14 protein-coding genes are annotated in these 14,006 nt (G+C 63.2%); 4 read left to right on the top strand and 10 right to left on the bottom strand.

The features are described 5' to 3' along the window. The first annotated feature begins 82 nt into the window (after positions 1-82). The gene (locus B5525_RS13620) at positions 83-1,288 is read left to right on the top strand and encodes an O-succinylhomoserine sulfhydrylase (protein WP_079566469.1); all 1,206 of its coding nucleotides are present in this window, start codon (positions 83-85) and stop codon (positions 1,286-1,288) included. 75 nt (positions 1,289-1,363) lie between these two features. Here B5525_RS13620 and B5525_RS13615 read toward each other — a convergent pair whose 3' ends face one another. From B5525_RS13615 to B5525_RS13605, 3 genes are read right to left on the bottom strand one after another with little or no spacing between them, the layout of a single operon-like run. Then, positions 1,364-2,395: an SGNH/GDSL hydrolase family protein gene (locus tag B5525_RS13615; protein WP_079566468.1), complete on the bottom strand. Its 1,032-nt coding sequence runs from the start codon at positions 2,393-2,395 to the stop codon at positions 1,364-1,366. 13 nt (positions 2,396-2,408) lie between these two features. After that, positions 2,409-3,173: an SGNH/GDSL hydrolase family protein gene (locus B5525_RS13610; RefSeq protein WP_079566467.1), complete on the bottom strand. Its 765-nt coding sequence runs from the start codon at positions 3,171-3,173 to the stop codon at positions 2,409-2,411. Further along, positions 3,173-4,441 (bottom strand): OpgC domain-containing protein, encoded by a 1,269-nt coding sequence (locus B5525_RS13605; RefSeq protein ID WP_079566466.1) that lies wholly within the window; start codon positions 4,439-4,441, stop codon positions 3,173-3,175. Before B5525_RS13605 ends, B5525_RS13610 begins: the two co-directional genes overlap by 1 nt. Positions 4,442-4,697: 256 nt before the next feature. Here B5525_RS13605 and apaG point away from each other — a divergent pair, with 256 nt between their 5' ends. After that, complete coding sequence (apaG, locus tag B5525_RS13600; RefSeq protein WP_079573331.1) at positions 4,698-5,090, top strand: Co2+/Mg2+ efflux protein ApaG; 393 nt, start codon at positions 4,698-4,700, stop codon at positions 5,088-5,090. A 251-nt stretch (positions 5,091-5,341) separates the two neighbouring features. Beyond that, complete coding sequence (locus tag B5525_RS13595) at positions 5,342-5,638, top strand: hypothetical protein (RefSeq protein WP_079573329.1); 297 nt, start codon at positions 5,342-5,344, stop codon at positions 5,636-5,638. A 755-nt stretch (positions 5,639-6,393) separates the two neighbouring features. Here the strand turns inward: B5525_RS13595 and B5525_RS13590 are convergent. The 3 genes from B5525_RS13590 to B5525_RS13580 all read right to left on the bottom strand — a co-directional run bounded on the left by B5525_RS13590 (position 6,394) and on the right by B5525_RS13580 (position 9,767). Then, on the bottom strand, positions 6,394-7,398 hold the full coding sequence (locus B5525_RS13590) for an Hsp33 family molecular chaperone (RefSeq protein ID WP_079566465.1): 1,005 nt from the start codon (positions 7,396-7,398) through the stop codon (positions 6,394-6,396). A 219-nt stretch (positions 7,399-7,617) separates the two neighbouring features. After that, positions 7,618-8,559, bottom strand: a complete 942-nt coding sequence (gene argF / locus B5525_RS13585) for an ornithine carbamoyltransferase (RefSeq protein ID WP_079566464.1) — start codon at positions 8,557-8,559, stop codon at positions 7,618-7,620. Further along, on the bottom strand, positions 8,556-9,767 hold the full coding sequence (locus B5525_RS13580; protein ID WP_079573327.1) for an aspartate aminotransferase family protein: 1,212 nt from the start codon (positions 9,765-9,767) through the stop codon (positions 8,556-8,558). Before B5525_RS13580 ends, argF begins: the two co-directional genes overlap by 4 nt. Positions 9,768-10,227: 460 nt before the next feature. On the opposite strand from B5525_RS13580, the gene B5525_RS13575 reads away from it, so the two are divergent. Beyond that, positions 10,228-10,737, top strand: a complete 510-nt coding sequence (locus tag B5525_RS13575; protein WP_079566463.1) for a GcrA family cell cycle regulator — start codon at positions 10,228-10,230, stop codon at positions 10,735-10,737. A gap of 148 nt (positions 10,738-10,885) precedes the next feature. On the opposite strand, the gene phoB is transcribed toward B5525_RS13575, so the two are convergent. From phoB to pstA, 4 genes are read right to left on the bottom strand one after another with little or no spacing between them, the layout of a single operon-like run. Further along, positions 10,886-11,587 (bottom strand): phosphate regulon transcriptional regulator PhoB, encoded by a 702-nt coding sequence (phoB, locus tag B5525_RS13570; protein WP_079566462.1) that lies wholly within the window; start codon positions 11,585-11,587, stop codon positions 10,886-10,888. A gap of 23 nt (positions 11,588-11,610) precedes the next feature. Then, positions 11,611-12,327: a phosphate signaling complex protein PhoU gene (gene phoU, locus B5525_RS13565; RefSeq protein WP_079566461.1), complete on the bottom strand. Its 717-nt coding sequence runs from the start codon at positions 12,325-12,327 to the stop codon at positions 11,611-11,613. Positions 12,328-12,338: 11 nt separating this feature from the next. Continuing rightward, entirely contained in the window at positions 12,339-13,160 is an 822-nt protein-coding gene (gene pstB / locus B5525_RS13560) for a phosphate ABC transporter ATP-binding protein PstB (protein WP_079566460.1), read from the bottom strand. Further along, positions 13,157-14,002, bottom strand: a complete 846-nt coding sequence (gene pstA, locus B5525_RS13555) for a phosphate ABC transporter permease PstA (protein WP_079566459.1) — start codon at positions 14,000-14,002, stop codon at positions 13,157-13,159. Before pstA ends, pstB begins: the two co-directional genes overlap by 4 nt. Between the last annotated feature and the right edge of the window lie 4 nt (positions 14,003-14,006).

Raw genomic sequence — 14,006 nt, 5'->3', positions numbered from 1 at the left:
CGGCCTGTGGAATTTTTCCAGGCCGGTTTTTTTGTGACCATTTCCCCGAGGGCTTCCTTGGGGTGGTCACTCAGGAGGTCACATGTCTGAGGCTACCAAACCGGCGTCATCCACCGCCCGCTACCGTCCCGAAACCCGGCTGGTCCATTCCGGCACCTTGCGCTCGCAATTCGCCGAAACGTCCGAGGCGCTGTTCCTGACCCAGGGCTTCGTCTATGACACCGCCGAGCAGTGCGAGGCGCGGTTCAAGGGCGAAGATCCCGGCTTCATCTATTCGCGCTTTTCCAATCCCAACATCTCGATGTTCGAGCGCCGCATGATCGAGCTCGAAGGCGCCGAAGCCGCGCGCGCCACCGCCACCGGCATGGCCGCGGTGACAACAGCCATTCTGGCGCCGCTGAAAGCCGGCGATCACGTGGTGGCGGCGAAGGCGATGTTCGGATCCTGCCGCTATGTGGTGGAGGATCTGTTGCCGCGCTATGGCATCTCATCCACTTTGGTCGACGGCCTCGATCTCGACCAGTGGCACAAGGCGATGCGGCCGAACACCAAAAGCTGTTTCCTGGAGAGCCCGACCAATCCGACCCTCGACGTGCTCGATATCGGCAGCATCGCGGAGATCGCGCATGCGGGCGGCGCCAGGCTGATCGTCGACAATGTGTTCGCGACCCCGATCTGGCAGAGCCCGCTGACCTTGGGTGCCGACGTCGTGGTGTATTCCGCGACCAAGCACATCGACGGCCAGGGCCGCTGCCTTGGCGGCGTCATCCTTTCCTCGGAAGCGTTCATCGCCGAGCACATCCACACCTTCATGCGCCAGACCGGCCCGTCGATGTCGCCGTTCAACGCCTGGGTGTTGCTGAAGGGGCTGGAGACGCTGGCGGTGCGGGTGCGCGCGCAGACCGAAACGGCGGCGGCGATCGCCGAAGCACTGGCGCAGCATCCGAAAATCTCGCGGCTGATCTATCCCGGCCGCGCCGATCACCCGCAGGCGGCTCTGGTCAAGAAGCAGATGCGCGCCGGATCGACGCTGATCGGCTTCGAGGTCAAGGGCGGCAAGCCGGCGGCGTTCCGCACGCTCAACGCGCTGAAGCTCGCGCGGATCTCCAACAATCTCGGCGACGCCAAGAGCCTCGTCACCCATCCCGCGACCACCACGCATCAGCGGCTGACGCCGGAGGCGCGCGCCGAACTCGGCATCAGCGAAGGTTTTGTCAGGTTCTCCGCCGGGCTCGAACACCACGACGATCTGATCGAGGATTTGTACGCGGCGCTGGACAAGGCTTGAGGGGGGGCGAATAGCGAATAGCGAGTAGTGAGTAGATGGATGTCTTTACTAATCGCTATTCGCAACTCGCCGACCTCACATCGGCCGGTAGGACAGCACGCTACCCGGCACATTGACGCCGAGCTTGATCTGGCCGACCGACTTGATGATGTCGTCGCCGAGCAGTTGCGCGAAGCAGGCGTAGCCCCAGTCGTTCATGTGCAGGCCGTCGGCGATGACGAAGCTGTCGATCGGCAGCGCCTGCTGTTCGTGCCATTCGCGCATCACCTCGAAGCGCGGGAAGATGCCGACATGACGGAGCTCGGCGACCTTGCCGAGCAGCTTGATCATCCTGCTCGCGCTCTCGGCGCGCTGGTTGACTTGCGGCGAGTATTGCGGATCGACCAGTACGAGATCGGCGCCGGCGGCCTGGATGCGCGCGACACCATCCTCCACCATCAGCGCGGTCTCCGCTGGATCGAGGTTGCGCAGCACAGCGTTGGTGCCGACCTGCCAGATCACGAGATCCGGCTTCATGTCGATCACTTCGGTCTGGATCCGCTTCATCATTTCCGGCGCATCCTCGCCGCCCTTGCCCTGATTGAGGACGGTGATGTTGGCGGTGGGATATTGCCGGCGCAGTTGCCTGGCCAGCCGGTTGGGATAGGTGAATTCGGGCGACGTGACGCCAAACCCCTGGGTCGACGAGGAACCGAAGGCGACGATCACGACCGGCTCGCCCGAAGCCAGCTTCTTTGCGACATGCGGTAGCGATCCCATCGATTTGGCGCCGCCCCTCGGCGGCAGGCACGGCACGCGGCTGAAAATGTCACCGGCCGATTTCGCGACTTCCTTCACGGTGTCGATTGCCTTGGCCGTAAGGCTCTTCGGCTGCGCCGGGTTGGCCTGATCGGTTGCGACTGCTGCGCCCGCACCGGTCGCCGGCGCCGCGGCCGGCTTCGAATTATCGGATTTGACAGGTCCGGATACGGCGGCCTGCTGGATCGGCTGGGCAGCTTCCGCGCGCGCGAGCGAGAGGCAGGCCGGCGTCAGCAATACAACCGCCGCGACCGCGATCGCGGACCCGGCCAGCGCTGCCATTCGGCGAAAAGGGCTTACACGACTCATTAACGCTAGATCCTCAATTTTGCTGGGCCGGGTCGAGATGGGCGGCGTCGATCACGAATTTCGACAGCGCCTGGCCGAGGCAATCATGCACGCGCTTCGCAAGCTCGATGCCATGGACGGCGGTGAACAGGTCGAAGTCTCCGGCATCGTTCCACTGATGCATGATGGCGAAGCGGTCGAACAGCGGAACGTCGTGCTGTTGCGCCACCACCCGCATATTATCCAGATAGGGCGGTACCGAAATCATCGTCTCGGTGCGCGGACTATATTGCAGATTCATCAAGACCACGTCGGCTCCCGCATTTTGCAGCGCAACAACACCTTCGTCGACGGCTGCGCGGAAATCATCGGGATCGATGGAGCGCATAGCATCGACCGTGCCGGTCTGCCAGACAACCAAAGTAGGCTTTTTGTCTTCCACCAGCTTAACGAGGCTGGCGGCGACTTCCTCGGCTGTTTTCTTGGTCTGTATTTCTACGGATAGGTTTACCGTGGTCAAAGGCAGTTTCTCTTTCAACGCCGCCTGCAACCGCGCCGGGTAGGCACTCGCCTCTGACGTGCTGATGGTGGAGGACCGGCTGCCCACCACCAATATATCCAGTGGATGGCCACTTTTCACGGTCTCCGCGACCTTGGGAAGGGAACTTTCGGTGGTCAGCAGGTATGCGGGAACTTCGCAGCTTTGGGGAGCATCTTGCGCGCGAACGGGCACCGGTACCGCGGTCAAAAGACCGGCCAGCATCGTCAACCCCAGGATAGCTCCCGAGTTGGACTGCATCAGCCCCCTCCCGCCATATCGGCGTTGCCCGTGGCGCCTTTCGTCCGCGAAGCGCTCTTGTCGGCGACCCGCTTGTACCACGAAATCACCCATGCCACGGCCCACATGATCAGGATCCCGGAAATACTGATCAGGAAGTGCATTGCAGCACCGCCGGAGACCTCGGCCAGCACAAAGTGCCCTGCGAACGCCAGGAACACGCCGAGGCAGAAAATCTCCAGGGAATGCTGCCCGCACAGGATCAGCGGCCGCAGCCAGTGCGATTTCAGTCCCGGCCAGTCCTTTGGCAGGAACCGAACCGTGAGAGCCGCCAGCGCCAGGAAATGCGCGAACCGCAGCACGTCCAGGTCGGTCTTGTCGATCGGATACATCCATTGCTCGAGTCGGCGCGGCATCAGATAGCTCAATTGCGGGAAATACCAGGTCAGCGTGACGCAGAATGCGGCAAGCAGATAGGCGAACGAAATCCAGAGCGTGATCCGCGACGACAGGATACCGGACATTCGCCGCGCTCCGCCGAGCGCGCACCACGCCCCGAATACGAACAGCAATTGCCATGCCAGCGGATTGAAGGCCCAGTAGCCGTTCGGATAGGCCGACAAATACAGGTCGTATTCCCAGGTCACCGCGTAGAGCAGGACCGACAGCGCCAGCGTGAGGTCGGCCCGCCACTTCATCAGCCACAGGATCAGCGGCAGAAACAGCATCAGCACGATATAAAGCGGCAGCACGTCCATGTTGACCGGACGGAACCTGAGCAGCAGCGCCTGGACGATGGTGACGTCCGGCTGCTTGAGGAAGTCCATGATCCCCATTTCTTCCGTGTACAGCGGGTTCTCGAAACTGGTCGCCACGTAGGAAATTTCCGCGAGGAAGATCGTGAACAGGAACACATGCGCGACGTAGATCTGCCAGACCCGCCGCAGGATGCGCGCGGTCGCGACCACGAAACCGGACTCCAGCATGGCGCGGCCGTACACGAACGCCGCGGTATAGCCGGAGATGAAAATGAAAATCTCGGTGGCGTCGCTGAAGCCGTAATTGCGGATCGTGAACCAGGTCAGGAGATTGGGCGGCAAATGATCGATGAAGATCAGCCACAGCGCCAGCCCGCGGAACAGATCGAGCCGCAATTCACGCTCGCCGCCGAGCACCGGAAACGAAATCGTCGGCGCCCGCACGGCCCGCGCGGGCGCCGCGTCGCGCGCGATCGCGTCGGGTGCGCCCGCGAGCGGTGGTCCGGCAATTCGATCGGCAATGGACGTCATCTGGCACCGGTGTTGGGCGGTTCGGTCTTGCGCGCTTGCACCACAGCAAAGATAGTATCGGCACGCGGGTTGCAAACAAGTCGGACAAGCGAATGAGGGGGATATTCGACCTTTCGCGGTTCGCGATCTAGGTCGAAACTATGTTGAAACGACGATGGCCAATGTGGATGGCCGGGATTTGGGCCTGGCCGGCAGGCGATTGGTTCCGGCCGGATTCTTCGCTATGATATCAGCCGATTTGGAAAGAATCGTCCGCATGTACCGTGCCGTTACCCGCCAGATCGAAGTCACCGTGGAGCCGAACTTCCTTCCCGGGCGCTCTTCGGTCGAAAGACGCGAATATTTCTGGTCCTATACCATCGTCATCACCAACACCGGTGATGAGACGGTGCAGCTGCGGACGCGGCACTGGATCATCACCGATGCTTCGGGACGCAAGCAGGAGGTGCGCGGCGAAGGCGTGATCGGCGAACAGCCCGTGCTCGCGCCGGGCGAGCGCTTCGAATACACCTCGGGCGTGCCGCTGCAGACTGCCTCGGGCTTCATGACCGGGCGCTATCAAATGGTCAGCGAGAGCGGCGAGCTGTTCGAAATCGAGGTGCCGACCTTCTCGCTCGACAGCCCCGACAGCAAGCGGGTGTTGAACTGACGCGCCCTTGTCATGCTCCGCCACCGGGTCTCGCCTTTGGCGAGCCCGATGACAGGCTCCAGCGGGGCATCCAGTACGCCGCGGCCTTTCGGATCAATCACTGATGTCTCTGGAATACTGGATCACCCGCATTCGCGGGTAACGACACCGGTGGGAGTGGGCGCGGAAGCTGTAGTTCCAACCCGCCAATTCAGGGGCCTCCCAAGCCTGGCGAATCACCTATGCTCAAGCTTCGGTTCCAGGAGACTCACATGGCTGCAGACAGTAACAGTCAAATTGCGTGGCATCGCGCCCAGATCAGGAAGCACCGCGACGCCCTGAAGCAGTACGAAACATCCAGGTTCACCTTTGGCTCCATTGCGAGTCCAAAGGCGACGGAGCAGACACAGGAGATCGTGATCGAGCTCAAGCGGAAGATCAGGGATTCCGAGCAGATCGTCGCCGCCTATGAGCGGCAAAGCCGCCGTCCTCTCAGCACCGACTTTCAGACGCTGGCCAGCGCGCCCTGGAGCAAATGGAACGATCGCGGCCCTTCCAGCGCGCGGTAGCGCAGACTGACGGCCGCCTCTGTGGCGCGTTCGTGCCTTCTCGATCGTGACGTATTTCAATTTTCAAACAGCCTGCCATCGCGAACAACTGCTCTGCTCTGCTCTGCTCCCCTCCCCCCGAAGCGGCGGGGAGGGGTCGGGGGTGGGGGGCCTCGGCAAACTCTTTGCCAGAGAAGTAAACTGATAGACCCCCGACCCCTCCCTCCACGCGCAAGCGCGCGTGGAGGGAGGGGAGATCACCGCGCGCAACTTCGCGATCTCGCGGCGTGTTTCGCCCGAGCTTTGCTATTAAATTCCCGCCCTCTTCATCGGAGGGCGCAGGGAATGCCGGGCGCCCGATAGCCGCGTGTGCAATGGTAGTGGTAGAACGCACACGCGTTAGTCAGGTCACACCGGAGTCACCCGGCATTCCCCGCGCAATGGTTTTAACGGCTTCCTTCGCGCTCTTCCCGGTGACCGGGCTTTCTTGCCACCGTCGCCCCTGAGAAATTTGCATCTCAAGAACTTGACGCCAGCGTCGGGGCGTCAGAACCACACGACTTCTCCGTCCGCAAACGGCATCGCCCGTCAAGCGCGCCGCCCGCGTCCACCGCATCCCGCTCCGCGTTTCGTGACGTTGCGCAACGCCCCTCTGTGGGACGGGACCAAATCGCTATAGTGCTGATTTGCCCCCGGCGTCAAGTTGAATTCTGAAAATCCGAAATTAGCCCAGGCGCCATTTTTCGCCGGCTATCCCGGTCGAAGCGAGCCCGCGCCTATTCCACGCCCGCTTCGTGCGGGGTGAACTGATACACCGACGAGCAGAATTCGCAGGTCACGACCACCTTGCCGTCCTTGACCATGTCGGCGCGGTCCTGCGGCGAAAAACTCTTCAGCATCGAGGATACCGCTTCGCGCGAGCAGGAGCATTGCGCGCGCAGCGGCAGCGGCGCGAACACGCGCACGCCGCGCTCGTGAAACAAACGGTAAAGCAGCCGCTCGCCCGACAGATCCGGATCGATCAGTTCGATATCCTCCACCGTCGCGATCAGCGACTGGCCTTCGACCCAGGCATCGTCCTCCGCCACGGTATGGGTCGCGACGCCTTCCGGCGCATCGCCGGGATGCAGGTCGGCCTGCCGCGCCCGCTCCGGCGCCTTGGGCAGGAACTGCAGCAGCATGCCGCCGGCGCGCCAGCGATGCCGGGGACGCTCGCCCTCGCCGCCGCGCCATTCCTCGCCGACCGCAAGCCGCACCCGCGTCGGGATCTGCTCCGAGCGCAGGAAATATTCATGCGCGGCGTCCTCGAGCGTGCCGCCGTCGAGCGCGACCATTCCCTGATAGCGGCTCATGTCCTGACCCTGATCGATGGTCATCGCGAGATGGCCCTTGCCGAGCAGCGCGCCGGAATCCTGGCCCTCTTTCAGGCGAGCGGCATCGTAGCGCGCATAGGCGCGCAGGCGGTCCGGCGCCTGGAAATCCACGATCAGGAACGAGACCGGGCCGTCGGTCTGGGTCTGCAGGATGAAGCGGCCGTCGAATTTCAGCGCCGAGCCGAGCAGGGTCGTGAGCACGATGGCCTCGCCGAGCAGCTTGCCCACGGGCGCGGGATAATCGTGCTTGGTCAGCACATCGTCGAGCGCGGGGCCGAGCCGGGTCAGCCGTCCGCGCAGATCGAGCGCATCGACGTCGAACGGCAGCACCGCGTCATCGACCGGAACCGCCGACGGCGCCCGGATCGGGGTTTTGTCGGTTTTGAAGTCGGGGGATTGTGATGTCATGGCGCTTTATCTGGGGTCGGAACGCGCAAAACGAAAGGGGCCCTTTATCCCTCCCCCTTGTGGCAGGGGAATCGCATATGGAATTTTTCGATTCTTTTCCCGTCCAAAGAGGCCGAATTGGATTCGAAAATTTCCTAGCGAAGGCCCCTGCGATTCTAAAGTTGCGCAGACTGGGCTTTGGAAAGTCATATGCGATAGCCCTGCCACAAGGGGGAGGGATTAGCACACCGCCTCGAAGCACCAGGCCAGAATGCCCTTCTGCACGTGCAGGCGATTTTCGGCCTCGTCGAACACCACCGATTGCGGGCCGTCGATCACCTCGTCGGTGACCTCGTCGCCACGATGGGCGGGCAGGCAATGCATGAACAGCGCGTCGGGTTTTGCCAGCGACATCAGCCTTGCGTTGACCTGATAGGGCTTGAGCAGATTATGGCGATGCTCGCCATCCTTGTCGCCCATCGAGAACCAGGTGTCGGTGACCACGCAATCGGCGCCGCGGACGGCGGCTTCCGGATCGTTGCCGAGCACGATCGAGGCCTGCGTTGCCTTGATCCAGTCCCGCATCGGCTTTGACGGCGCGAGCTCCGGCGGGGTCGCGATGTTCAACGTGAACTTGAACCGCTCCGCCGCATGCGCCCACGACGCCAGCACGTTGTTGTCGTCGCCGCTCCAGGCCACAATGCGGCCCTCGATCGGGCCGCGATGTTCCTCGAACGTCATGAGGTCCGCCATCACCTGGCAGGGATGAGAGCGCCGCGTCAGTCCGTTGATCACGGGCACCGTGGCATGCGCGGCGAGTTCCAGCAGCGCATCGTGGTTGAGGATGCGGATCATGATGGCGTCGACGTAACGCGACAGCACCCGTGCGGTGTCGGCGATGGTTTCGCCGCGGCCGAGCTGCATTTCCGCGCCCGTCAGCATGATCGCTTCACCGCCGAGCTGGCGCATGCCGACGTCGAACGATACCCGGGTGCGGGTCGACGGCTTTTCGAAGATCATCGCCAGCGTCTTGCCCTCGAGCGGCCGGTTCGGCTTCGCGCCCTGATTGCTCTTGTACGCCTTCAGCTTCGCCTTCATGGCGCCGCTCAGGGCGAGCACGTCGCGCAGCTCCCTGGTCGGAAGCTCGTTGAGATCGAGAAAATGGCGAAGGGCCTTGCTCATTGCCCCGCCGCCCGCTTCAACTCACTGCCGGAAAGCCTGGCGCAGGCCCGCTCGAGCCGCTGTACGGAATCCTCGATCTCCGCCTCGGTCACGATCAGGGGCGGCAGGAACCGGACGACATTGTCGCCGGCGCCGACGGTGAGCAGGTTCTGCTCGCGCAGCGCCGTCACCAGATCGCCCGACGGCACCACCGCCTTGACGCCGATCAGGAGTCCCTCGCCGCGTACCTCGGCGAGCACAGCCGGATGGCGGTCGACCACCGAGGCCAGCTTCTGCTTGAGCAGCAGCGACATCCGCTGCACATGCTCGAAGAAACCGGGCTTGAGCATGACGTCCAGCACCGCGTTTGCAGCCGCAACCGCGAGCGGATTGCCGCCGAAGGTCGAGCCGTGCGAGCCCGGCGTCATGCCGGAGGCAGCTTCCGCGGTCGCGAGACACGCGCCGATCGGAAAGCCGCCGCCGAGCGCCTTCGCCAGCGACATGACATCGGGAGTAACCCCGACGCGCTTGTGGGCGAACAGCTCGCCGGTGCGGCCCATGCCGGTCTGCACTTCATCGAACACAAGCAACAGACCCTTGTCGTCGCAGAGCTGGCGCAGCGCCTTGAAGAAGGCGTGCGGCGCGGCACGCACGCCGCCTTCGCCCTGCAGCGGCTCGATCAGGATGCCCGCGGTATGCGGGCCGATCGCCTTCTTGACTGCTTCGAGATCGCCGAGCGGCACCTGATCGAAGCCTTCCACCGGCGGTCCAAAACCTTCGAGATATTTCGGCGAGCCGGTCGCGGCCAGCGTCGCCAGAGTGCGGCCGTGAAATGCGCCGTCGAACGTGATGATGCGGTAACGCTCGGGATGGCCCTTGGAGGCGTGATATTTGCGCGTAACCTTGATGGCGCATTCCATCGCCTCGGCGCCGGAATTGGCGAAAAAGACAAAGTCGGCAAAGCTCTGTTCGCACAGCCGCGCCGCCAGTCTTTCGCCGTCCGGACTCTTGAACAGGTTCGACATGTGCCACAGTTTTGTGGCCTGCTCCTGCAGCGCTGCGACCAAATGCGGATGGCAATGGCCGAGCGCATTCACCGCCACGCCGCTGGTGAAATCGAGATAACGTTCGCCATTGGTCGCGATCAGCCAACAGCCCTCGCCGCGCTCGAAACCGAGATCGGCCCTGGCGAATACGGGAAGCAGATGCGACGTCGCGCTGTTGGTCATGGCGGTCACTGAAGGTTAGGACAGGCCGCGATGCGCGCATTGGCGCGATCGCATCGGCAACCAGCCCGGAAAACAAAACGTGCCGCCTTTTCGGGGCGGCACGTGGGAACTATTCTATGCGCAAGGCGATACGTGTCAACAGGCCGGAGCACGCCGCTCCCGTAAACCTCCGGTGTCGCGGAAAGAGCGCATTGCAATGCTTAGGTGACGGAACATGTGGACGCACGCGCGCGGACTCTTGCGCGGGAGTCACGCCATATTGTAGCTTCTTTCCTGTCGGGTACGACATCTCGTGCGGTGGTACTGATCCCTTTAAGTCGCTTTTGTTCGGCGTAAACGTTCGGGCGTGCTTTTCGCGCCCGGCGAGGGCTAAGGGATTCTGCCGGCAGGGATTTTTGAGACGATTGACATCGCAGCGCTGTCCCGAATTCGGCCGGCGCGACGCGAGGGAAAGAGGGCGATGACAGTATTGACCTGGTCCGACGATCGCGTCGAGCAACTGAAGAAACTCTGGGAAGGCGGACTTTCGGCCAGCCAGATCGCCGCGGAACTCGGAAATGTGACGCGCAACGCCGTAATCGGCAAAGTCCACCGGCTCGGCCTTTCCGGCCGCGCCAAGAGCCCCTCCTCGGCAGCCCCGCGGCAGCGCAAAGCCCGTCCGGCCCAGCACATGATGCGGGTCGCCCGGCCGGTCTCGCGCGGCAATACCGCGCTGGCCCATGCCTTCGAGGTCGAGCTGGAGCCGGATCCGATCTCCTATGACAACGTGGTGCCGATGAGCCAGCGGCTGTCGCTGCTGGAGCTGAACGAGGCCACCTGCCACTGGCCGGTCGGCGATCCCTCGAGCCCGGAATTCTTCTTCTGCGGCGGCAAGGCGCTGAGCAGCCTGCCCTATTGCGCGCATCACTCGCGGATCGCCTATCAGCCCGCCTCCGACCGCCGCCGCCAGCAGCCGAAGCCGGCAAGGTAACGGACGCGCTTCATATCTGTCGTCGTCCCGGCGAACGCCGGGACCCGTAACCACCGATAGTCGTGGTTAGGCAAAGTCGTCGAACACCGTCTCTCAAAATCAATGACACGGCGTATGGCTCCCGGCATTCGCCGGGACGACGCTGGAATTATTCCACCTTGGCAAACCGGTCGTCGAGCGCGTAGCCGGCGCCGCGGACGGTGCGGATCGGGTCCTGCTCGCGGCCGGGATTGAGCAGCTTGCGCAGGCGTCCGATGTGCACATCCACGGTACGCTCGTCGATATAGATGTCGCGGCCCCAGACGCTGTCGAGCAACTGCTCGCGGCTGAACACGCGGCCCGGATGTTCCAGGAAGAATTCCAGCAGCCGGTACTCGGTCGGCCCGAGGTCGATCGGGCGGCCGGAGCGGGCGACGCGGCGCTTCTCGCGGTCGAGCTCGATGTCGCCATAAGCCAGAACGGTCGCGAGCCGCTCGGGGCTGGCACGGCGCAACAGGCCCTTCACCCGCGCCAAAAGCTCCGGCACCGAGAACGGCTTGACGATGTAATCGTCGGCGCCGGTGGCGAGGCCCCGGACCCGCTCGCTTTCCTCGCCGCGCGCGGTCAGCATGATGATCGGTAGCGACTTGGTCTCCGGCCGCGCCCGCAAACGGCGGCACAGCTCGATGCCGGACAGGCCCGGCAGCATCCAGTCCAGCACGATCAGGTCGGGGATTCGTTCCTTCAGCCTGGTATCGGCGTCGTCGCCGCGGGCAACGGTTTCGACGTCGTAACCCTCGGCATCGAGGTTGTAGCGAAGCAGCGTGGTCAACGCTTCTTCGTCTTCCACCACCAGAATGCGCGCGCTCATATGTTCAAGCCTTTATCTTAATCTCAGTTTCCAGGTACCGTCGTCGCAAAAGTCGTCATGTCGCCCTTCGGGCGCTTGTCCGTGATCTGCTGACCTTCGATCATGTAGAAAACGGTTTCCGCGATATTGGTGGCATGATCGCCGATCCGCTCGATATTCTTGGCGCAGAACATCAGGTGGATGCAGAACGAGATGTTGCGCGGATCTTCCATCATATAAGTGAGCAGTTCGCGGAACAGCGAGGTGCAGATGGCGTCGACTTCCTCGTCGCCCTTCCAGACCGCCATCGCCGCCGGCAAATCGTGTGCCGCATAGGCGTCGAGCACGGATTTGACCTGCGACTGCACCAGGTCGGTCATATGCTCGAGGCCGCGGATCAGCTTCAGCGGCTGGAAATCGCTCTCCAGCGCCGCGACCCGCTTGCCCATGTTCTTGGCGAGATCCCCGATCCGCTCCAGATCGGTGGCGACCCGCATGGCGCCAACGATTTCGCGCAGGTCCACCGCCATCGGCTGGCGCCGGGCGATGGTCAATACCGCGCGCTCTTCGATCACGCGCTGCAGATTGTCGATTTCGGCGTCGGCGGCGACGACACGCTGGCCGAGCGCGACATCCCTGCGGATCAGCGCATCGACGGAATCGACGATCATGCGTTCGGCGAGGCCGCCCATCTCGGCGACCAGCCGGGTCAGCTCCTGCAGATCGCTGTCGAACGCCTTGGCGGTGTGTTCGGAAACCATCTTGTTCTCCCTTAGCCGAACCGGCCGGTAATGTAGTCCTGCGTGCGTCGATCGCTCGGCGAGGTGAATATCTTGTTGGTTTCGTCGAATTCGATCAGCTCGCCGAGATACATGAAGGCGGTCTTGTCGGAGACGCGCGCGGCCTGCTGCATGTTATGGGTGACGATGGCGATGGTGTAGTCCTCCGCCAGTTCCTGGATCAATTCCTCGACCTTGGCGGTCGAAATCGGATCGAGCGCCGAGCACGGCTCGTCGAACAGGATCACCTCGGGGCGCACCGCGACCGTGCGGGCGATGCAGAGCCGCTGCTGCTGGCCGCCGGACAGGCTCAACCCCGAGGCGTTCAGCTTGTCCTTGACCTCGTTCCACAGCGCGCCGCCGCGCAGCGCCTTTTCCACCCGGCCGTCCATCTCGGACTTGGAGATCTTCTCGTAGAGCCGGATGCCGAACGCGATGTTCTCGTAGATCGTCATCGGAAACGGCGTCGGCTTCTGGAACACCATGCCGACCCGGGCGCGCAGCAGATTGAGATCGAGCTTGGGGTCGAGAATGTTGATCTGGTCGAGCATCAGCTGGCCGGTGGCGCGCTGCCCCGGGTAGAGATCGTACATCCGGTTGAAAATCCGCAGCAAAGTCGACTTGCCGCAGCCGGACGGCCCGATGAAGGCGGTGACGCGGTTGGTGCCCAGCGTGATGTTGATGTTCTTCAGCGCATGGTTCTCACCGTAATAGAAGTTCAGGCCTCGCGCAGTGACCTTTGCGGGGGCTTCGGGCAACATAACCGAGGGAACGGATCCGCCGGCCTGACTAACAGATACAGAAAGGTCACTCATTTTGCGGTCCTCTCGGCGCCAAGAATGCGCGCGCCAATATTCAGGGCAAGCACGGTCAGGGTGATGAGCAAGGCCCCGCTCCAGGCGAGCTGCTTCCAGTAGGCATAGGGGCTTTGCACGAAGTTGTTGATGGTCACCGGCAAATTGGCCATCGTCTTGTTCAGGCTGAGGCTGAAGAACTGGTTGGAGAGCGCGGTAAACAGCAGCGGCGCGGTCTCGCCGGCGACGCGGGCGGTGGCCAGCAGCACGCCGGTGATCAGGCCGGAGCGCGCCGCGCGGTAGGCGATGCGCTTGATCACCAGCGAGCGCGGCAGGCCGAGGGCGGACGCCGCCTCGCGCAGCGGATTGGGTACCAGCAGCAGCATGTCCTCGGTGGTGCGCACCACCACCGGAATGACGATCACCGCGAGCGCCAGCGAACCCGCCAAAGCCGAGAACCCGCCCATCGGCACCACCACAGCACCATACACGAACAGGCCGATGATGATCGAGGGCGCGCTGAGCAGGATGTCGTTGATGAACCGGATCACCGAGGTGAGGCGATCGTTGCGGCCGTATTCGGCCAGATAAGTGCCGGCGAACAGGCCGAGCGGCGCGCCGATGCCGACCCCGATCACGGTCATGATGACGGAGCCGACGATCGCGTTGAGCAGGCCGCCGTCGGTCGATCCGGGCGGCGGCGTGTTCTGCGTGAATATCTCGAGGTTGAGGCCGGCCAGACCATTATAGAGCAGCGTGAACAGGATCAGCGCCAGCCAGGTCACGCCGAACAGCGCGGCGCCGAAGCAAAGCCCGCGGATGATGATGTCGTTGCGGCGGCGGCGCGTGTAGATCGGATTCATGATC

The organism is Bradyrhizobium erythrophlei (genome assembly GCF_900129505.1).
Classification (GTDB): domain Bacteria; phylum Pseudomonadota; class Alphaproteobacteria; order Rhizobiales; family Xanthobacteraceae; genus Bradyrhizobium; species Bradyrhizobium erythrophlei_D.
This window is presented reverse-complemented; position numbering and strand designations above follow the sequence as displayed.